The sequence below is a fragment of the Pseudomonas sp. GW821-FHT09C10 genome (assembly GCF_059418085.1).
The window spans coordinates 94,601-111,790 of record NZ_JBWKPE010000008.1 but is presented as its reverse complement, the minus strand read 5'-3'; the positions used below and the strand labels follow the sequence as shown (position 1 = coordinate 111,790).

The 17,190-nt window shown below is 61.8% G+C and carries 17 protein-coding genes and 1 riboswitch; of the genes, 9 read left to right on the top strand and 8 right to left on the bottom strand.

Annotated features, from left to right (window positions below; all coding sequences use genetic code 11):
- Nucleotides 1-80: 80 nt before the first annotated feature.
- A complete protein-coding gene (locus AC07OT_RS16835; protein WP_065938148.1) occupies nt 81-485 on the bottom strand; it encodes an acyl-CoA thioesterase in 405 nt (134 codons plus the stop codon).
- 198 nt (nt 486-683) lie between these two features.
- Nucleotides 684-790, top strand: a riboswitch (S-adenosyl-L-homocysteine riboswitch).
- A gap of 21 nt (nt 791-811) precedes the next feature.
- Between AC07OT_RS16835 and ahcY the strand changes: the two genes are divergently transcribed.
- The 5 genes from ahcY to rhlE2 all read left to right on the top strand — a co-directional run bounded on the left by ahcY (nt 812) and on the right by rhlE2 (nt 7,266).
- Nucleotides 812-2,221 (top strand): adenosylhomocysteinase, encoded by a 1,410-nt coding sequence (ahcY, locus tag AC07OT_RS16830; RefSeq protein ID WP_065938147.1) that lies wholly within the window; start codon nt 812-814, stop codon nt 2,219-2,221.
- A 70-nt stretch (nt 2,222-2,291) separates the two neighbouring features.
- Nucleotides 2,292-3,137 carry a methylenetetrahydrofolate reductase [NAD(P)H] gene (gene metF / locus AC07OT_RS16825; protein WP_092489478.1) on the top strand — a complete coding sequence of 282 codons (846 nt, stop codon included), beginning with the start codon at nt 2,292-2,294 and terminating at the stop codon, nt 3,135-3,137.
- An 83-nt stretch (nt 3,138-3,220) separates the two neighbouring features.
- A complete protein-coding gene (locus AC07OT_RS16820; RefSeq protein ID WP_495108551.1) occupies nt 3,221-4,303 on the top strand; it encodes a hypothetical protein in 1,083 nt (360 codons plus the stop codon).
- Between the two features lie 63 nt (nt 4,304-4,366).
- Entirely contained in the window at nt 4,367-5,158 is a 792-nt protein-coding gene (locus AC07OT_RS16815; RefSeq protein ID WP_495108550.1) for a substrate-binding periplasmic protein, read from the top strand.
- Nucleotides 5,159-5,379: 221 nt separating this feature from the next.
- Nucleotides 5,380-7,266 (top strand): RNA helicase RhlE2, encoded by a 1,887-nt coding sequence (rhlE2, locus tag AC07OT_RS16810; protein WP_065938143.1) that lies wholly within the window; start codon nt 5,380-5,382, stop codon nt 7,264-7,266.
- Between the two features lie 302 nt (nt 7,267-7,568).
- Here the strand turns inward: rhlE2 and AC07OT_RS16805 are convergent, their stop codons facing one another.
- Complete coding sequence (locus tag AC07OT_RS16805; protein WP_027606057.1) at nt 7,569-8,147, bottom strand: YceI family protein; 579 nt, start codon at nt 8,145-8,147, stop codon at nt 7,569-7,571.
- Between the two features lie 32 nt (nt 8,148-8,179).
- Nucleotides 8,180-8,731, bottom strand: coding sequence for a cytochrome b (locus AC07OT_RS16800; RefSeq protein ID WP_027606058.1), 552 nt, complete (start codon nt 8,729-8,731; stop codon nt 8,180-8,182).
- A 272-nt stretch (nt 8,732-9,003) separates the two neighbouring features.
- On the opposite strand from AC07OT_RS16800, the gene AC07OT_RS16795 reads away from it, so the two are divergent.
- Both AC07OT_RS16795 and AC07OT_RS16790 read left to right on the top strand, forming a co-directional pair.
- On the top strand, nt 9,004-10,410 hold the full coding sequence (locus AC07OT_RS16795) for an adenosylmethionine--8-amino-7-oxononanoate transaminase (protein ID WP_495108549.1): 1,407 nt from the start codon (nt 9,004-9,006) through the stop codon (nt 10,408-10,410).
- A 37-nt stretch (nt 10,411-10,447) separates the two neighbouring features.
- A complete protein-coding gene (locus AC07OT_RS16790) occupies nt 10,448-11,167 on the top strand; it encodes a 16S rRNA (uracil(1498)-N(3))-methyltransferase (RefSeq protein ID WP_027606060.1) in 720 nt (239 codons plus the stop codon).
- A gap of 15 nt (nt 11,168-11,182) precedes the next feature.
- On the opposite strand, the gene AC07OT_RS16785 is transcribed toward AC07OT_RS16790, so the two are convergent.
- Genes AC07OT_RS16785 through AC07OT_RS16775 form a run of 3 tightly spaced genes read right to left on the bottom strand, consistent with a single transcriptional unit; the run spans nt 11,183 to nt 13,716 of the window.
- Nucleotides 11,183-12,082 carry a transporter substrate-binding domain-containing protein gene (locus AC07OT_RS16785; RefSeq protein ID WP_141156212.1) on the bottom strand — a complete coding sequence of 300 codons (900 nt, stop codon included), beginning with the start codon at nt 12,080-12,082 and terminating at the stop codon, nt 11,183-11,185.
- Between the two features lie 25 nt (nt 12,083-12,107).
- Nucleotides 12,108-12,458: a RidA family protein gene (locus tag AC07OT_RS16780; RefSeq protein ID WP_027606062.1), complete on the bottom strand. Its 351-nt coding sequence runs from the start codon at nt 12,456-12,458 to the stop codon at nt 12,108-12,110.
- Between the two features lie 10 nt (nt 12,459-12,468).
- On the bottom strand, nt 12,469-13,716 hold the full coding sequence (locus AC07OT_RS16775) for a D-amino acid dehydrogenase (RefSeq protein WP_115485597.1): 1,248 nt from the start codon (nt 13,714-13,716) through the stop codon (nt 12,469-12,471).
- A 109-nt stretch (nt 13,717-13,825) separates the two neighbouring features.
- Here AC07OT_RS16775 and AC07OT_RS16770 point away from each other — a divergent pair, with 109 nt between their 5' ends.
- Nucleotides 13,826-14,728, top strand: a complete 903-nt coding sequence (locus AC07OT_RS16770; protein WP_115485596.1) for a LysR family transcriptional regulator — start codon at nt 13,826-13,828, stop codon at nt 14,726-14,728.
- Here the strand turns inward: AC07OT_RS16770 and trhA are convergent.
- Entirely contained in the window at nt 14,723-15,340 is a 618-nt protein-coding gene (gene trhA / locus AC07OT_RS16765; RefSeq protein WP_027606065.1) for a PAQR family membrane homeostasis protein TrhA, read from the bottom strand. The genes AC07OT_RS16770 and trhA overlap by 6 nt on opposite strands.
- Nucleotides 15,341-15,484: 144 nt before the next feature.
- On the opposite strand from trhA, the gene AC07OT_RS16760 reads away from it, so the two are divergent.
- On the top strand, nt 15,485-16,405 hold the full coding sequence (locus tag AC07OT_RS16760; RefSeq protein WP_065923829.1) for a LysR family transcriptional regulator: 921 nt from the start codon (nt 15,485-15,487) through the stop codon (nt 16,403-16,405).
- Between the two features lie 19 nt (nt 16,406-16,424).
- Here the strand turns inward: AC07OT_RS16760 and madM are convergent, their stop codons facing one another.
- Entirely contained in the window at nt 16,425-17,189 is a 765-nt protein-coding gene (gene madM, locus AC07OT_RS16755; RefSeq protein ID WP_027606067.1) for a malonate transporter subunit MadM, read from the bottom strand.
- Nucleotide 17,190: the final 1 nt, after the last annotated feature.

Here is a 17,190-nt window from a genome sequence, read left to right as displayed (position 1 = left end):
GTAATCCTGAGTGATGAGAGAGCCTGGGAAAGATCCAGCCGGAACAACCCGGCAACAGAAATCAAACCGGTGACATGTAGTTACTCGCGGATGCCATCGTCCTGGAACTGGTCCTTGACGTACTTGATCTCGGTGCGTCCATGAGGGGCGGGCAAACCGTCCTCGCCCAGGTTGACGAAGACCATTTTCTCCACGGTGAGGATGCTTTTGCGGGTGATCTTGTTGCGCACTTCACAGGTGAGGGTGATGGAGGTGCGGCCAAACTCGGTGGCAGTGATCCCGAGTTCAATGATGTCGCCCTGGCGCGAGGCGCTGACAAAGTTGATTTCGGAGATGTACTTGGTCACCACGCGCTGGTTACCCAGTTGGACGATGGCGTAGATGGCCGCTTCTTCGTCTATCCAGCGCAGCAGGCTGCCGCCGAACAGGGTGCCGTTGGGGTTGAGGTCTTCGGGTTTTACCCATTTGCGGGTGTGGAAGTTCATGGTCACTCCAAAGCGTCTTGCCGAATGATGGGCAACATCATGGCAGAGCCTGCCCCCAAGCTCTATGCGCCATTGCCTATCAACCCCATGTGCGATCTTCATATGACCGACAGAAAGGCTTGGGAAGTGCCGCGTACGCGGCTATAATCGCACCGCTTCAAAACGGTCATCTTCAGTTGATACCGTTTCTCCCGCCACCTGTCCGAGGGGCGCTGCAGCAGGTTCAACCTGTCAGGCTCGGATGGGGCGTTGTCCGGCCTGGTTGCCCTGGCCTGATACTAAACGCACAACGGCGCCCATTCGCACACTACGAATGGAGGCTCTTCATGAGCGCTGTAATTACGCCTGCAGATTTCAACGACTACAAAGTCGCCGACATGTCCCTCGCCGCCTGGGGCCGTCGCGAAACCTTTATCGCCGAATCCGAAATGCCAGCCCTGATGGGCCTGCGTCGCAAGTATGCCGCCGAGCAACCGCTCAAGGGCGCGAAGATCCTCGGCTGCATCCACATGACCATCCAGACCGCCGTGCTGATCGAAACCCTGGTTGCCCTGGGTGCCGAAGTGCGTTGGTCGTCCTGCAACATCTTCTCGACGCAAGACCAGGCCGCTGCCGCCATCGCCGCCGCCGGTATCCCGGTATTCGCCTGGAAAGGCGAGACCGAAGAAGAGTACGAGTGGTGCCTGGAGCAAACCATCCTGAAGGATGGCGCGCCTTGGGATGCCAACATGATCCTCGACGACGGCGGCGACCTGACCGAGCTGCTGCACAAGAAGTACCCGCAGATCCTCGACCGCGTCCACGGCGTGACCGAAGAAACCACCACCGGCGTGCACCGCCTGCTGGACATGCTGGCCAAGGGCGAGCTGAAAATCCCGGCCATCAACGTCAACGACTCGGTGACCAAGAGCAAGAACGACAACAAGTACGGCTGCCGTCACAGCCTGAACGATGCCATCAAGCGCGGCACCGACCACCTGCTGTCGGGCAAGCAAGCCCTGGTGATCGGCTACGGCGACGTGGGCAAGGGTTCGTCCCAGTCCCTGCGCCAGGAAGGCATGATCGTTAAAGTCTCCGAAGTCGACCCGATCTGCGCCATGCAAGCCTGCATGGACGGTTTCGAAGTGGTGTCGCCGTTCCTCGACGGTGTCAATGACGGCACCGAAGCCAGCATCGACAAGGCCCTGCTGGGCAAGATCGACCTGATCGTGACCACCACCGGTAACGTCAACGTCTGCGATGCCAACATGCTCAAGGCCCTGAAGAAGCGCGCCGTGGTGTGCAACATCGGTCACTTCGACAACGAGATCGACACCGCTTTCATGCGCAAGAACTGGGCATGGGAAGAAGTGAAGCCGCAGGTACACAAGGTTCACCGTACCGGCGCTGGCGATTTCGACCCACAGAACGACGACTACCTGATCCTGCTGGCTGAAGGCCGCCTGGTTAACCTGGGCAACGCCACCGGCCACCCAAGCCGCATCATGGACGGCTCGTTCGCCAACCAGGTACTGGCCCAGATCTTCCTGTTCGGCCAGAAATACGCCGACCTGTCGCCAGCCCAGAAAGCCGAGCGCCTGACCGTGGAAGTACTGCCGAAGAAACTCGACGAAGAAGTGGCCTTGGAAATGGTCCGCGGCTTCGGCGGCGTGGTGACTCAGCTGACCAAGACCCAGGCCGACTACATCGGCGTGACCGTCGAAGGTCCGTTCAAGCCGCACGCTTACCGCTACTGATCGGCTTGGCTGCCCGCCCCTTCAGGGGCGGGTTCGCCTTACAGGCTTTCGAGTTCCCAAGGGTATGACCATGTCCCAAGACCGTCGCTACAGCTTCGAGTTCTTCCCCACCAAGACCGATGCTGGGCATGAAAAACTAATGGCAACTGCCAAGCAGTTGGCCACTTACCACCCCGACTTCTTCTCCTGCACCTACGGCGCCGGCGGCTCGACCCGCGATCGTACGATCAACACCGTGTTGCAGCTTGAAAGCGAAGTCAAAATTCCCGCCGCTCCGCATTTGTCCTGCGTAGGCGACAGCAAGGCCGACCTGCGCGGCCTGCTCACTCAATACAAGGCCGCCGGCATCAAGCGCATCGTTGCCCTGCGTGGCGACTTGCCGTCCGGCATGGGCATGGCCAGCGGTGAGCTGCGCTACGCCAATGACCTGGTGAGCTTCATTCGCGAAGAAAGCGGCGATCACTTCCATATCGAAGTGGCTGCTTACCCGGAGATGCACCCCCAGGCGCGCAATTTCGAAGACGATCTGCAGAATTTCGTACGCAAGGCCAACGCCGGCGCCGACAGCGCGATCACTCAGTACTTCTTCAACGCCGACAGCTACTTCTACTTCGTCGAGCGTGTACGCGCCATGGGCGTGAACATCCCGATCGTGCCGGGCATCATGCCAATCACCAACTACAGCAAGCTGGCGCGCTTCTCCGACGCCTGCGGTGCTGAGATCCCACGTTGGGTGCGCAAGCAACTGGAAGCCTATGGCGACGACGTCAAGAGCATCCAGGCGTTCGGCGAACAGGTGATCAGCAATATGTGTGAAGAATTGTTGCAAGGTGGCGCACCAGGCCTGCACTTCTATACCCTGAACCAGGCTGAACCAAGCCTCGCGATCTGGAACAACCTTAAACTGCCACGTTAGGCCGGTTTAATCGCTGTACCCGGCCCTCGTTATTACGGGGGTTTTTTTCGTCTATATATTCCCGGAAAGGAAGCCTGCAGTACATGAATACAGCGTCCCCGACTCCCCGCCCGCAGCTGGTGTACCTGGTATTCGGCGCCGAGACCTATCATCAGGAAGCCGTATTCAGCATCGCCAGCGCCCTGGCCCACCTGGGCGGTCCCCAGGACATGCCATTGGACATCCAGGTGTTCAGCGACAATCCGGCCCCCTATCGCGGCTTGCCGGTACAGGTTCACACGCTGGACGACGCCACGCGCAGACGCTGGAGCGAGCCCCACGGCTACCATTTCCGCACCAAGCACGTGCTGTTGCGCCAGGTGCTGGAAACAGCGGAACGGGCGCTGTTGATCGACACCGACACCTTTTTCCACGACTCACCCATGGCGCTGTTCGAACGCGTCGCGCCCGGTACCGTGCTGTGCAATGCCTTCCACGCCAAGTACGGCGACAACCGCGAAAGCGTGCTGTATGAAGCCCTGGCCAGGCACCTTGAAGACAAAGGCCTGGCCGACGATGACATGTGGCTGCTCAACTCCGGCGTCATGGGCCTGACCCGGCAAGACGCGCACATCCTTGATCGCTCCATAGAGTTGATGGACGAGCTGTTCCCGATGGCCCACGGTGCCTACACCCTGGAAGAGTTCTGCCTGTCGGTGGCCGCGTACCGTACGCTCAACGTGCGCCAGTGCCCCGACCTGATCCATCACTACTGGAGCCGCAAGCAGTTGTTCCGGGCCAAGGTCAAGGCGTGGGTCACCAAGCACGCCGCGAACCCCATCTGCACCCAGGCCCTGGCCGACACCCGCAATGTGTCTGCCCACCTGCCCCGCCCGCCGCGGTTGCAGCGCTTGATGTACAAGCTGATCACCCTGGCCTTGCCCAAACGCAAGCAGCAGTTCATCCGCGAAATTCTCTACGGCTGCTACGAGCACGAGAATGAATTCGACCAGGCCTGTGGCCCGGTTTGGTGGGACAAGGCCCTGCAGAATCAGGAAGAGCGGCAAAAAGGCCCGGTCGATGCGCATCAGCTCGAACATTGGTTCGCCAACCCAGTGGTGCGCCTGATTCTGGGCGAGCGACGTGCAGCCATCTATGAACACCTGATGACCTCACCCCCAAAATAGCGTCGCCCGCAGATGCGTGTGCCAGCGCTTCTCTTTAGCGCACGGGCGTCGTAACCTCGGGGCATGCCCGTCATTCTGAAGCTGTTGACCGTTACGCTTTTTACTTGCTTGAGCCTCGCCGCTTATGGCGAGAAATTGCGCATTGTCACCGAGCCCTGGGCGCCTTATGTGTACGAAGAGCACGACGCCATGCACGGACTGGACTACGAAACCACGGTGATCGTGTTCCAGCGCCTGGGGGTCGAGGTGCAATGGCAGTTCCTGCCCTGGAAGCGCTGTCTGGCCATGCTCGATCAGGGTCATGCCGATGGCGCACTGGATATTTTCCACAGCCACGAACGCGACGCCCTGCTGCTGTACCCCAGCGAACCGTTGTCGGAAGTGGAATTCGTGATGTTCTACGCCAACGAACGCCCTCACCCGGTCCAAGGCCTCGACGAGCTGGACGGCCTCACTGTCGGCACGTCGCCAGGCTATCTGTATGGCGCGCCATTCAGCGACTCCACCCGGTTCAGCCGCGAGCCGGCCCCCAGCCACGAGGCCAACTTCGGTAAATTGCTGCTGGGACGCATCGACCTGCTGATCACCGACCGCCGGGTCGGCCAGCATGTGATCAAGGCCCTGGGCCTGGAAGGCAAGGTCAGCCAGGCGCCCATCGTGGTCAGCCGCCAGCAGCAATACCTCGCGGTACGCCGTGGCGCGGGGATGGACCTGCTGGTGCAACGCTTTGCCGCCGAGCTCAAGCGCTTCAAACAGGAACCGGCCTACGCCGCTTTAAGCGCCAAATATGGTGGAATCCACGCCATAACCGCGTCCGGACACACCGTTGAGCAGCAGGAAAGCGGCGCACAGTGATTGCTCTGTTATACTCCGGCCTTTCCGCCAGGCTTACGCCCGGCCGCTGAGGTCCTGAAAAAGGCACCCAACCCCGCTACTGCGCAGCTTTCAGCCCGCGCGAGCCGGTGGAGTGCCCGCCAGACGCAGCAGGACCGGACGGGATTGCGCTCCCCTAAGCGCCATTCACGCCCGGCAAGATTATCCCTCTGGGCCAAGCCCTAACTAAAACAGGATTACTCATGTCCTTTGCTTCCCTCGGTCTCTCCGAGGCTTTAGTCCGCGCCATCGAGGCAGCGGGCTATACCGAGCCTACTCCGGTGCAACAGCGGGCTATTCCCGCCGTGTTGCAAGGTCGCGACCTGATGGTTGCGGCTCAGACAGGTACGGGTAAAACCGGCGGCTTCGCCCTCCCGATTCTGGAGCGGTTGTTCCCCAACGGTCATCCGGACAAATCCCAGCGTCACGGCCCGCGCCAACCGCGCGTACTGGTCCTGACCCCTACCCGCGAACTCGCCGCGCAGGTGCACGACAGCTTCAAGCTGTATGCCCGCGACCTGAAGTTCGTCAGCGCCTGCATCTTCGGCGGCGTCGGCATGAACCCGCAGGTTCAGGCCATGTCCCGTGGTGTTGACGTGCTGGTGGCGTGCCCCGGTCGTTTGCTCGACCTGTGCGGCCAAGGCAGCGTCGATTTGTCCCACGTGGAAATCCTCGTGCTGGACGAAGCCGACCGCATGCTCGACATGGGCTTTGTCCATGACGTGAAGAAGGTCCTCGCCCGCCTGCCGGCCAAACGTCAGAACCTGCTGTTCTCGGCAACGTTCTCCAACGACATCACCGCCCTGGCCGGCAAGCTGCTGCACAACCCGGAGCGCATCGAAGTCACGCCGCCGAACACCACGGTCGAGCGTATCGAGCAACGCGTATTCCGCCTGGCCGCCAGCCACAAGCGTTCATTGCTGGCGCACCTGATCACCGCCGGCGCCTGGGAACAGGTGCTGGTGTTCACCCGTACCAAGCACGGCGCCAACCGCCTGGCCGAGTACCTGGACAAGCACGGCCTCACCGCCGTCGCCATCCACGGCAACAAGAGCCAGAACGCCCGCACCAAGGCCCTGGCCGACTTCAAGGCCGGTGAAGTGCGCATCCTGGTCGCCACCGATATCGCCGCCCGCGGCCTGGACATCGACCAGTTGCCACACGTGGTCAACTTCGAGCTGCCAAACGTCGACGAAGACTATGTGCACCGTATCGGCCGTACCGGCCGTGCCGGGCGTTCGGGTGAAGCCATTTCCCTGGTTGCCCCGGACGAAGAGAAACTGCTGAAAAGCATCGAACGCATGACCAAGCAGAAAATCGCCGATGGCGACCTGATGGGCTTCGATGCCAGCGCCGTTGAGGCCGAGAAGCCTGAAGTGCGCGAGCGTCCGGACGTGCGTAACCCACGTAACCCACGCGGTCCGAAGGGCGATGGCCCGAACGGCGGCGGTGGTGGCGGTGGTCGTCGCGACAAGGGCAAGGACAAAGGCGGCAAGGACAAGGCGCCAACCAACGGCCGTGGCGAACGCCCGGCCCGTGAGCAGAAGCCCCGTGAAGGCACCCCGGCCCGCGAACAGCGCCAGCCGAGCCAGCCCCCACGTGCCGCAGCCGACCGCGCCCCGGACGAATTCCTCGACGACGACGTGGACAACTTCGGTAACCGCGTGGACTACGTGCCCCAGGCCAAACCGGCCCAGGGCCGCGGCCGTCGTCCAGGTGCTCCGGCACAGGGCGCTGCCGCCGGCGCTCCACGTGGCGGCCAGCCTCAGGGCGGTCGTCAGAACGGCCCGCGCAACAGCAGCGGCGGCACGACCGGCACTCCACCGGCCAAGCGCAGCGGCCCGCGTAACGGTGCACCGCGTGACGGCCAGGCGCGTCGCGAAGATTCGCGCAGCAACAACCGCCGCCCGGCCCGTGACGACCAGCCGCGTTTGTCCGAGCCAGCCGTGCAGAACCCGCGCGGTGGCCCGGCGCCGAAGATCATCCACAAGGAGTCGAAAGCCGACCGCTTCCCGACACCCGAGCAGTTGGATCAACTGCCAGGCCGTCCTCGTGGTGAAAAACCGGCATTGCTGACCCGCAACCGCTGAGTTTCAAAGCGCCTTAAAAAATGCCCCGCATCGAAAGATGCGGGGCATTTTTTATCTCCTCCCGACACGTTCCCTGGGATAAGCGAGCTGGTTGTGGTGAACGAGCTTGCTGTGGTGAGCGAGCTTGCTCGCGCTGGGTTGCGCAGCAGCCCCAACACCTGTCACCGTGTTCCGCCAGAAGAATCATGGTGTTTCTGATTAGGGCCGCTTCGCGCCCCAGCGCGAGCAAGCTCGCTCACTACAGGAAATACAGGCCAAAAAAACCGGATCCTGAGATCCGGTTTTTTGTGTGCGGACAGAAATTACTTCTGCTTGACGCCTTCCAGCGAGATGTCCAGATCGACGGTCTGGGAAGTCGGGCCTGGGCCCTTGATGCCGAAGTCGTTCAGGTTCAGCGTGGTCTTGGCGTTGAAGCCGGCACGTTCGCCGCCCCATGGATCCTTGCCTTCACCGTTGAACGTGGCCTTGAAGGTCACAGGCTTGGTCACGCCGTGGAAGGTCAGGTCGCCGGTCACATCAGCGGTTTTCTCGCCGGTGGATTTAACCGCAGTGGAGACGAACTTGGCATCGGCGAACTTGCCGACATCCAGGAAGTCCTTGCTGGCGATGTGCTTGTCACGTTCGGCGTGGTTGGACCACAGGCTGGCGGTTTTCACGTCGACCGCGATTTTGCTGGCTTCAGGCTTGGCGGCATCCCAGCTGAACGTACCATCCCAGTCCTTGAAGGTACCGTGGATGTAGCTGTAGCCCAGGTGGCTGATTTTCCAGTCGATGAAGGCGTGCTGGCCTTCCTTGTCGATCTTGTAGTCGGCAGCCATCACCTGACCTGCAGACAGCAGCGCTGTACCGATTGCCAGAGCGGCGAGGGTCTTTTTCAACATGCTTTCTATTCCTTGTGAGTCGAGGTTGAACATCAGGCTTTGCGCCCCAGCATTCGCGTGAGGGTCGCATCACGGTCGATAAAGTGGTGTTTCAACGCAGCCACGCCGTGCAGGCCGGCGAAGACCACCAACACCCAGGCGAGGTACAGGTGCACCACGCCGGCAGTGTCTGCCTGGTCCGGTAGACCGGAAACCACGGCAGGAATTTCGAACAGGCCAAACACCGGGATACCGACACCGTCTGCGGTGGAAATCAGGTAACCGGCGATCATCACGGCAAACAACCCGAGATAAAGGAACGCGTGGCCGAACGCGGCACCGATACGGGTCAAGCGGCTGTAACTGGCCAGCGGCGGAGGCGGCGGGCTGATCAGGCGCCAGACAATACGCACCAGCATGATGGCGAACAGCGTGATGCCGATGCTCTTGTGCAGGTCCGGTGCGTCCTTGCGCCAGGCGCTGTAATAGTCCAGACCCACCATCCACAAGCCCAGGGCGAACAGGCCGAACACCACCAGGGCCACGCCCCAGTGCAAAACCATACTGACCCAGCCGTAACGGGCCGGTGAGTTACGTAGCTGCATGTACTTAATCCCGTAAGAGCTGCGCTCAAGACTAGCGATTTACCTATCGAATTAAAGCGGAAAATTTCGCTTTGAAATATCGAGAAATACGATCTGGAGCCTATGCACAATAAGTTAACCAAGGATTAAGGACTATTCCTAAGAAACGTGACAGTCCGTCCTACGTTTACTCCGAATTCCCCACAATGGCTTGTGACCCGGGCCACCATTGCATAGGCTTGCGCGATTGTTTCACCTGCGCCGTTCGCAGGACCGCTTCGAGGAGATCACCGATGGGCTTGAACAACCAGTGGATGCAACGCGACCTCGCGGTGCTGTGGCATCCCTGCACCCAGATGAAAGACCACCAGCAACTGCCGCTGATCCCGATCAAACGCGGTGAAGGCGTCTGGCTGGAAGACTTCGAAGGCAAGCGCTACCTCGACGCCGTCAGCTCCTGGTGGGTCAACGTCTTCGGCCACGCCAACCCGCGCATCAACCAGCGCATCAAGGACCAGGTCGACCAGCTGGAACACGTGATCCTCGCCGGTTTCAGCCACCAGCCGGTGATCGAGCTGTCCGAGCGCCTGGTCAAGATGACCCCCGAGGGCCTGACCCGCTGCTTCTATGCCGATAACGGTTCGTCGTGCATCGAAGTCGCGCTGAAGATGAGTTTTCACTATTGGCTCAACCGTGGCCTGCCGAATAAAAAGCGCTTCGTGACCCTGACCAACAGCTACCACGGCGAAACCATCGCCGCGATGTCGGTGGGCGACGTGCCGCTGTTTACCGAGACCTACAAGGCGCTGCTGCTGGACACCCTCAAGGTGCCGAGCCCGGATTGCTACCTGCGCCCCGAGGGCATGAGCTGGGAAGAACACTCGCGCACGATGTTCCTGGCCATGGAACAGACCCTGGCCGAGCACCACGACAGCGTCGCCGCCGTGATCGTCGAACCGCTGATCCAGGGCGCCGGCGGCATGCGCATGTACCACCCGGTGTACCTCAAGCTGCTGCGCGAGGCCTGCGACCGCTATGGCGTGCACCTGATCCACGATGAAATCGCCGTGGGCTTCGGACGCACCGGGACCATGTTTGCCTGTGAACAGGCCGGCATCCGCCCGGACTTCCTGTGCTTGTCCAAGGCCCTGACCGGCGGCTACCTGCCGTTGGCCGCCGTGGTCACCACCGATGACGTCTATGACGCGTTCTACGACGACTACCCGACCCTGCGCGCCTTCCTGCACTCCCACAGCTACACCGGCAACCCGCTGGCGTGCGCAGCGGCCCTGGCAACCCTGGATATTTTCGAAGAAGACAACGTCATCGAAAACAACAAGGCCCTGGCCCGGCGCATGGCCACGGCAACGGAACACCTGGTCGACCATCCGCATGTCTCGGAAGTACGCCAGACCGGCATGGTGCTGGCCATCGAGATGGTCCAGGACAAGGCCACCAAGACCGCTTACCCGTGGCAGGAGCGCCGTGGTCTCAAGGTGTTCGAACACGCCCTGGAACGCGGCGCGCTGTTGCGGCCGTTGGGCAGCGTGGTGTATTTCCTGCCGCCCTATGTGATTACACCGGAGCAGATCGACTTCCTCGCCGAAGTCGCCAGCGAAGGCATCGACATCGCCACCAACAGCAAAGTCAGCGTGGCGGTGCCGAAGGATTTCCACCCTGGTTTCCGCGATCCGGGTTGATTGCCGGCACACCTACACCTTTTTCCAGAGAACCGACATGAGACTGTCCCGCTTTTTCACCGACACCCCGCTGAGCCTCGGCGATCACGAACTGCCCGAAGCCCAGGCGCACTACATCAGCCGCGTGCTGCGCATGGGCGAAGGTGACGCCGTGCAATTGTTCGACGGCTCCGGCCAGGAATTCCTGGGCAGCCTGCTGGAAGTCGGGAAGAAACGCGTCACAGTGCAACTGACGGAAAGCTTCGCCGGCCAGGCCGAATCGCCGCTGCACATCCACCTCGGCCAGGGCCTGTCCCGGGGCGAACGCATGGACTGGGCGATCCAGAAAGCCACCGAGCTGGGTGTCAACGCCATCACGCCGATCTTCAGCGACCGCTGCGAAGTGCGCCTCAAGGACGAACGCGCCGACAAACGCCTGCTGCACTGGCGCCAGGTGGCGATCAGCGCGTGCGAGCAGTGCGGGCGTTCGACGGTACCGGTGATTCACCCGCCGTTGCTACTGGCGGACTGGTTGAAGCAGGTCGAGGCGGACCTGAAGCTGGTGCTGCACCCGGTGGCCGAGCCGCTGGTCAGCCATGCCAAGCCTGCGAGCCTGGCGTTTCTGATCGGCCCGGAGGGCGGGCTGACCGACAACGAAGTCGACACCGCCCAAGGCGCCGGCTTCCACGCTGCCCGCCTCGGCCCGCGTGTGTTGCGCACCGAGACTGCGCCCGTCGTCGCGTTGGCGGTTGCCCAACAACTCTGGGGCGACTTCTAAATGTGGGAGGGGTGATCAGTCCACCGGATCGCTGACCGGCTTGGCAATGATCGCCTTCAACTCACTGGTCATCGGGAATTCCAGGTTCAAGCCCTTGGGCGGAATCGGCTGTTCAAACCAGCGCTGGTAAATCCCGTTGATCTCCCCCGAGCGGTACAGGTCGCCGAGGGTCTCGTTGACCACCGCAAGAAACTGCGGATCATCCTTGCGCACCATGCAGCTGTAGATCTCCCGCGACTGCTCCTCGCCCACCACCACCCAGTTGTGTGGGTCCTTGGCCTTGGCACGTTCGCCGTAGAGCAATGCATCGTCCATATAGAACGCGGCCGCGCGGCCCGTCTCGAGCATCTTGAACGCCTCGCCGTGGTCCTTGGCGCTGATCACGAACATATTGCTCTTATGCTCGGCGTTGTAGCTCTTTAGAAAACGCTCGTTGGTGGTGCCGGCGGTAGTCACCACGTTCTTGCCCGCCAGGTCGGCGAAGCCCTTGATGCCGCTGTCCTTAGCCGTCAGCAACTGGCCTTTCACGTAAATAAACCCGTAGGAAAATGCCACCTGTTTCTGCCGCTCGGCCGTGACTCCGGTGGAGCCGCACTCCAGGTCGACGGTGCCGTTCTGCACCAGCGGAATCCGCGTTTGAGAGGTCACCAGGTTGTACTTCACCTTCAGGTCAGCCACCCCGGTTTTCTGCTGGATACGCTCGACGATCTTGCTGGCCAGGTCGACCGAATAGCCCATCGGCTTACCGGTGTGATCCCCCACGTAGGAAAACGGCACCGACGCATCGCGATAGCCCAGGGTGATGGACTGGGTGCTGGCGATCTTGCCCAGCGTACCGTCCAGCGGCGCCTGGTTGGCATGGGCGTGTACTCCCAGCAAAAGGCCGATGCAGCCGGTCAACAGGATTTTTTTCATTGTTATTCTCCGTTGGTTTTTGACGTTATTTTCGTACCGCAATCACGCTGATTTCCACCAGCACGCTCGGCCTAGCCAGCTCCGCCTGCAGGGTGGTGCGCGTCGGCGCCATCCCGGGCGATAGCCAGGCAGCCCATACCTCATTCATCGGCGCGAAACCGCTGCCGATGTCTTTCAAGTAAATGGTCGCATTGAGCAAATGATCCTTGTCACTGCCGGCCTGGGCCAGCAGCGCATCGATCCTGGCCAGCACTTCGCGGGTCTGCGTCGCCACATCCTGGCCTTCGCCGGGCACCTGGCCCGAAAGGAATACCAGATCCTTGAACGTGACGGCGCCGGACAGCCGGTCGTTGCTGCTGATTCGGTTGATGGTCATGGGTCAATCCTCACGCGGCGCGGGGCGCCAGGCCCTGCATGTCAATGGAAGGTAGGTGGTGGCCGATCAGCTCGGCCAGCAATTGGCCGCTGCCGCACGCCAGGGTAAAGCCGAGGGCGCCGTGGCCCAGGTTCAGCCACAGGTTGCGATACACGCTGGGGCCAATCAGCGGCACACCGGTCGGGGTGGCGGGACGCATACCGGCCCATTCCACAGCATTGGCATAGTCGCCAGCCGTAGGAAATGTCTCGACCGCCTGGCGTTTCATCAGCGCCAGGCGCTTGGGCTCAAGGCTGGCGTCAAAGCCGACGATATCCACCATGGCCGCCACCCGCAGCTGTTCGCCGATACGCGCGTAGACCATCTTGCGGTCGTAGTCGGTGATGCTCACATTCGGCGCCTGGTGCTGTGCGCCAATCGGTACGCTGAGGCTATAGCCCTTGAGTGGATACAGTGGCAGTGACACGCCGGGCAATGCCAACTCGGCGCTGCGATGGCCCGCCGCGAGCACCAGTTGCTCCACCGGCATCACCTCGCCCCCCAATTCGATGGCCTGTACCACACCGTCGGCGTGGCGAATCCCGGTGACCTTGCGCCCCAGCAGAAAGGTGCAGCGCCCCGACGCTTCGAGCCTTTGCGCCAGACGTTGGCAAAAGGCATGGCAGTCCGCCACTTCCTCGTTGGGCGTGTAGATACCGCCCACAAACTGATCAGCCACCTGTGCCAGCGCCGGTTCCAGGCGCGCACAATCCAGGGCCGACAGCACCTGTTGTTGCAGGATGTCGGTGACCTTGCTGCGCGCACGCTCAAAGGTCTCGGCATTGCGAAAGGTCACCAGCTTGCCGTTACGCCGCCAATTGAACGTGTCCAGGCGATCGTCGACGCGCCATTGCTGCAAGGTGTTTTGGCTCAGGCTCGCCAGGCGCAGCAAGTGCGCGGCGTTGCGCTTATTCACCGAGCCACGGCAGGCGCCGATGAAGGCGGCCATCCAGCGCCATTGCTGAGGGTCCAGACGTGGGCGCAGCTTCAGCGGCGAGTCACCGCGCAGCAACCAGCCAATCGCCTGTAGCGGCACTCCCGCATCCGCCAGCGGTGCGACGTAGCGGTAGGACAATTGCCCGCCATTGGCGAAGCTGGTTTCGCTGCCCACGGTGTCACGCGCGTCGATCACCGTCACTTCATGACCTGCACGTACCAACGCGTAGGCACTCGCCAGGCCGATAACGCCACCACCAATGATGCAAACCTGCCCGGCCATTCAACACCCCCAGCCCTTGATCCAAGAAAGCCCCAGCGTAGGTGCAGGTGACAGGCCGCCGACAATGAATAAAGATGGGGCACCTATAAACAAAGGTTATGGACTTGCCATGCGCTTGCGTCATATCGAAATCTTCCAGGCCATCCGCCAGACCGGCTCCATCAGCGCCGCCGCGCAGTTGCTGCATGTCTCCCAACCGGCGGTGACCAAGGTGTTGCAACATGCCGAGTTACAATTGGGTTTCCCGCTGTTTTTGCGGGTACGCGGCAAATTGCAGCCCACGCCCGAAGCCCTGGCGCTGGAAAGTGAAGTCGAAAAAGTCACCGCGAGCCTGCAAGGCGTGCGGCGCCTGGCCAAGAGCCTGCGCCGCGCCCCGGGGCAAAGTGTGCGGATTGGTGCAATCCCGGCATTGGCGCTGTCGCTGCTGCCCCCGGCGATCCTGGAATGGAAGCGCGACTACCCGGACATCGCCTGCGAACTGTCCAGCGACCATAGCCGCGAGCTGGTGCAAAAACTGTTGATGCGCGAGATCGACCTGGCACTGACCCTCAGCTTCTCCGGCCATCCCGGGTTGACCACACAAGTGCTGGCCAACGGTGTGTTGGTGGCCCTGGCGTCGAAAAACTACTGGCCGGACGCTGAGCTGCATCACGCCCTGCCCCTGGCAGACCTGGCGGGTGCGCCGTTGATTGGCCTGTCCAGCGCCGACCCGCTGGCGGCGAAGCTCGACAACTACCTGGAGAGCGTCGACCCGCCGCCTCGGGTGACGATCTCGGTGCAAACCTATTCCTTGGCACGGGCGATGGTGGAGTCCGGCGCCGGCTTGACGGTCATCGACCCCTTTACCGCCCTCGGCGCATCGACGGCGACCACCTGCATCCGTACGCTTACACCGCCGCTGCCGATCACCCTCTACGCCTTGACCCGTGCCAATGAACCACCGCCGCATATGCTGGCCAACCTGCTACAGATCCTCGGCAACCGGGCTCGGGAGCTGCTGGAGCGCCTATAACACGTAATGCATGATCGCCACGAAATGCAGCAGGCTGCCGCCGATCACAAACAAATGCCAGATCCCGTGGGAATGCCGCAGGCGATCCTCCAGGGCAAAGAAGATGATGCCGACGGTGTACAGCACCCCGCCCGCCGCCAGCCAGATAAACCCGGCGGTGCCCAGCGCGGCGATCAGTGGCTTGACCGCCACCAGCACGATCCAGCCCATCACCGCGTAGATCACGATGGACAGGATGCGCGCCTCGGAGCGCGGCTTGATCTCTTGCAGGATGCCGATCACCGCCAGCCCCCACACGATGCCGAACAGCGTCCAGCCCCAAGGGCCTCTCAACGTCACCAGGCAAAACGGCGTGTAGCTGCCGGCGATCAGCAAGTAGATCGAAAAGTGATCGACCTTCTGCATGATCTCTTTTCGCCGCCCCTGTACGCTGTGGTACACGGTCGACGCGCTGTACAGCACCATCAGCGTAAAGCCATAAATCGCCACGCTGACGATTTTCCAGGGGCTGCCGTCCAGGCTCGCCACCACCAACATCCACACGGCGCCAATACACGCCGCGACTGCACCGAGCAAATGGCTCCAGGCGTTGAATCGTTCCCCGTGATACATCTGTCACTGACCTCCTGTAGCCGCTGGAACTGGCTGGCAAGCGTCCAGCCTTGCGCATAAGAGTGCAAGCGACTTGTGACGTTCCGAGGACGCCGCCGGGTTTTGCGGGCACAATCGGACGCATTCGAACAAGAGCCCGCGGCCATGCTGATCGACGAAGAATTCACCCTCAAGAAGCTGGAAATCTTCCTGGCATTCATGCGCACCGGCAACCTGGCCCGCGCCGCCGCCGAGCTGCAAACCAGCAATGTCAGCGTGCACCGCGCCATCCACTCGCTGGAAAATGCCTTGCGCTGCCCGCTGTTCAAACACGAGGGCCGCAACCTCACGCCGCTGGAAAGCGCCTACGTGCTGGAAGAACGCGCACAGAAACTGATCGCCGATGTGGTCGACAGCGTACGCCTGACCCGCGAAGCCGCCGGTTTCTCCGCCGAACGCTTCAAGCTCGGCTCGCTGTATTCGCTGACGGTCAAGACCGTGCCGCAACTGATCATGGGCCTGAAGATCAGGCGCAGCGAACTCAATATCGACCTGATCCTCGGCTCCAATTTCGACCTGCTGTACAAGCTCAAGAACATGGAAGTCGACGCAATCCTCATCTCCCTCGACGAACACGCCAACGACCCCGACTGCGAACAGATCGAGCTGTTCTGCGACGACATCTTCCTCGCCACCCCGGCCGACTCGCCCTTCGACCGCGCCCAGGAAATCGACCTGGCCGACGTGCGCGACGCCACCTTCATCACCCTCACCCAAGGCTTCGCCACCCACCAGGATGGCAACCGGGTGTTCAAGCAGGCGGGGTTCGAGCCCAAGGTGGCGATGCAGGTCAATGACATCTTCACACTGCTGAGCATGGTCAGTTCGGGGGTGGGTTATGCGTTGCTGCCAGGAAGGATTGCGGCGGTGTACGAGAACCGCGTGAAGCTGATACCGCTGCAACCCAGGTATCGGTTGCAGCAGCATATCGGCGTGGTGTTCCTGAAGGCCAAGGAGCGTGATCCGAATTTACTGGCGTTGCTGGCGGAGTGTCGGATGTATGCCAATCGGCAGGGAACAGCCTGACACTCCGCAACCCCCAAGGTCAGCCAACCAACCCACGCACAATGAAGTACAGCAACGAAGGCCCCAGCAAACACCCAAGCCCGGTATGGAACGTCGCCGTCAACGCGCCATACGGCACCAAGCGCCGATCCGTCGCCGCCAGCCCTGCCGTCACGCCGCTCACGGTGCCGGCCAGGCCACCAAACACCATCGCCGAACGCGGGTTGTCCAAGCCCATCCAACGCGCCGCCACCGGGGTGCCGACCATCACCAGGATCGCCTTGATCAACCCGGTCGCAATGGACAGCGCCATCACATCCGAAGTCGCGCCAATCGCCGCACCGGTCACCGGGCCGACGATGTAGGTCACGGCACCCGCGCCGATGGTGGTCATGCTGATAGCGTCGCGATAGCCAAACACCCAGGCCATGCTGGCGCCGACGATAAACGGCAGGATCGTGCCCAGCAGCAGCGCAATCACACCGATCATCCCGGCCTTGCGTGCCTCGGTGGCCTGCACCTCGAACGCCGTGGCAACGATGGCGAAGTCGCGCAGCATCGCGCCGCCCATCAGGCCGATGCCGGAGAACAGTGCCAGGTCGGCCAGGCCTTTTTGCCCGCCGGTAAGGGTGCCGCCGACCCAGGCCAGGACCAGGCCGATGACGATGGCAATCGCCGAGCCGTGGATGCGCCCGAACGTCAGGCGCTTGGACAGCACCACGGAAATCCACATCACCACGCCAACAAACGCAAACGCAGTGATCAGGCCGTTATGTTCCAGGCCTTTTTCGATGAGATCCCACATA

Excerpts from the sequence above, each read along its gene's own strand:
- AC07OT_RS16785 (WP_141156212.1), bottom strand. The coding sequence starts at position 12,082 with ATGAAAAAAATCCTGTTGACCGGCTGCATCGGCCTTTTGCTGGGAGTA.
- AC07OT_RS16770 (WP_115485596.1), top strand. The coding sequence starts at position 13,826 with ATGCGCTTGCGTCATATCGAAATCTTCCAGGCCATCCGCCAGACCGGC.
- ahcY (WP_065938147.1), top strand. The coding sequence starts at position 812 with ATGAGCGCTGTAATTACGCCTGCAGATTTCAACGACTACAAAGTCGCC.
- AC07OT_RS16805 (WP_027606057.1), bottom strand. The coding sequence starts at position 8,147 with ATGTTGAAAAAGACCCTCGCCGCTCTGGCAATCGGTACAGCGCTGCTG.
- AC07OT_RS16775 (WP_115485597.1), bottom strand. The coding sequence starts at position 13,716 with ATGGCCGGGCAGGTTTGCATCATTGGTGGTGGCGTTATCGGCCTGGCG.
- rhlE2 (WP_065938143.1), top strand. The coding sequence starts at position 5,380 with ATGTCCTTTGCTTCCCTCGGTCTCTCCGAGGCTTTAGTCCGCGCCATC.
- AC07OT_RS16795 (WP_495108549.1), top strand. The coding sequence starts at position 9,004 with ATGGGCTTGAACAACCAGTGGATGCAACGCGACCTCGCGGTGCTGTGG.
- metF (WP_092489478.1), top strand. The coding sequence starts at position 2,292 with ATGTCCCAAGACCGTCGCTACAGCTTCGAGTTCTTCCCCACCAAGACC.
- AC07OT_RS16760 (WP_065923829.1), top strand. The coding sequence starts at position 15,485 with ATGCTGATCGACGAAGAATTCACCCTCAAGAAGCTGGAAATCTTCCTG.
- AC07OT_RS16835 (WP_065938148.1), bottom strand. The coding sequence starts at position 485 with ATGAACTTCCACACCCGCAAATGGGTAAAACCCGAAGACCTCAACCCC.
- AC07OT_RS16800 (WP_027606058.1), bottom strand. The coding sequence starts at position 8,731 with ATGCAGCTACGTAACTCACCGGCCCGTTACGGCTGGGTCAGTATGGTT.
- AC07OT_RS16820 (WP_495108551.1), top strand. The coding sequence starts at position 3,221 with ATGAATACAGCGTCCCCGACTCCCCGCCCGCAGCTGGTGTACCTGGTA.
- trhA (WP_027606065.1), bottom strand. The coding sequence starts at position 15,340 with ATGTATCACGGGGAACGATTCAACGCCTGGAGCCATTTGCTCGGTGCA.
- AC07OT_RS16780 (WP_027606062.1), bottom strand. The coding sequence starts at position 12,458 with ATGACCATCAACCGAATCAGCAGCAACGACCGGCTGTCCGGCGCCGTC.
- AC07OT_RS16790 (WP_027606060.1), top strand. The coding sequence starts at position 10,448 with ATGAGACTGTCCCGCTTTTTCACCGACACCCCGCTGAGCCTCGGCGAT.
- madM (WP_027606067.1), bottom strand. The coding sequence starts at position 17,189 with ATGTGGGATCTCATCGAAAAAGGCCTGGAACATAACGGCCTGATCACT.
- AC07OT_RS16815 (WP_495108550.1), top strand. The coding sequence starts at position 4,367 with ATGCCCGTCATTCTGAAGCTGTTGACCGTTACGCTTTTTACTTGCTTG.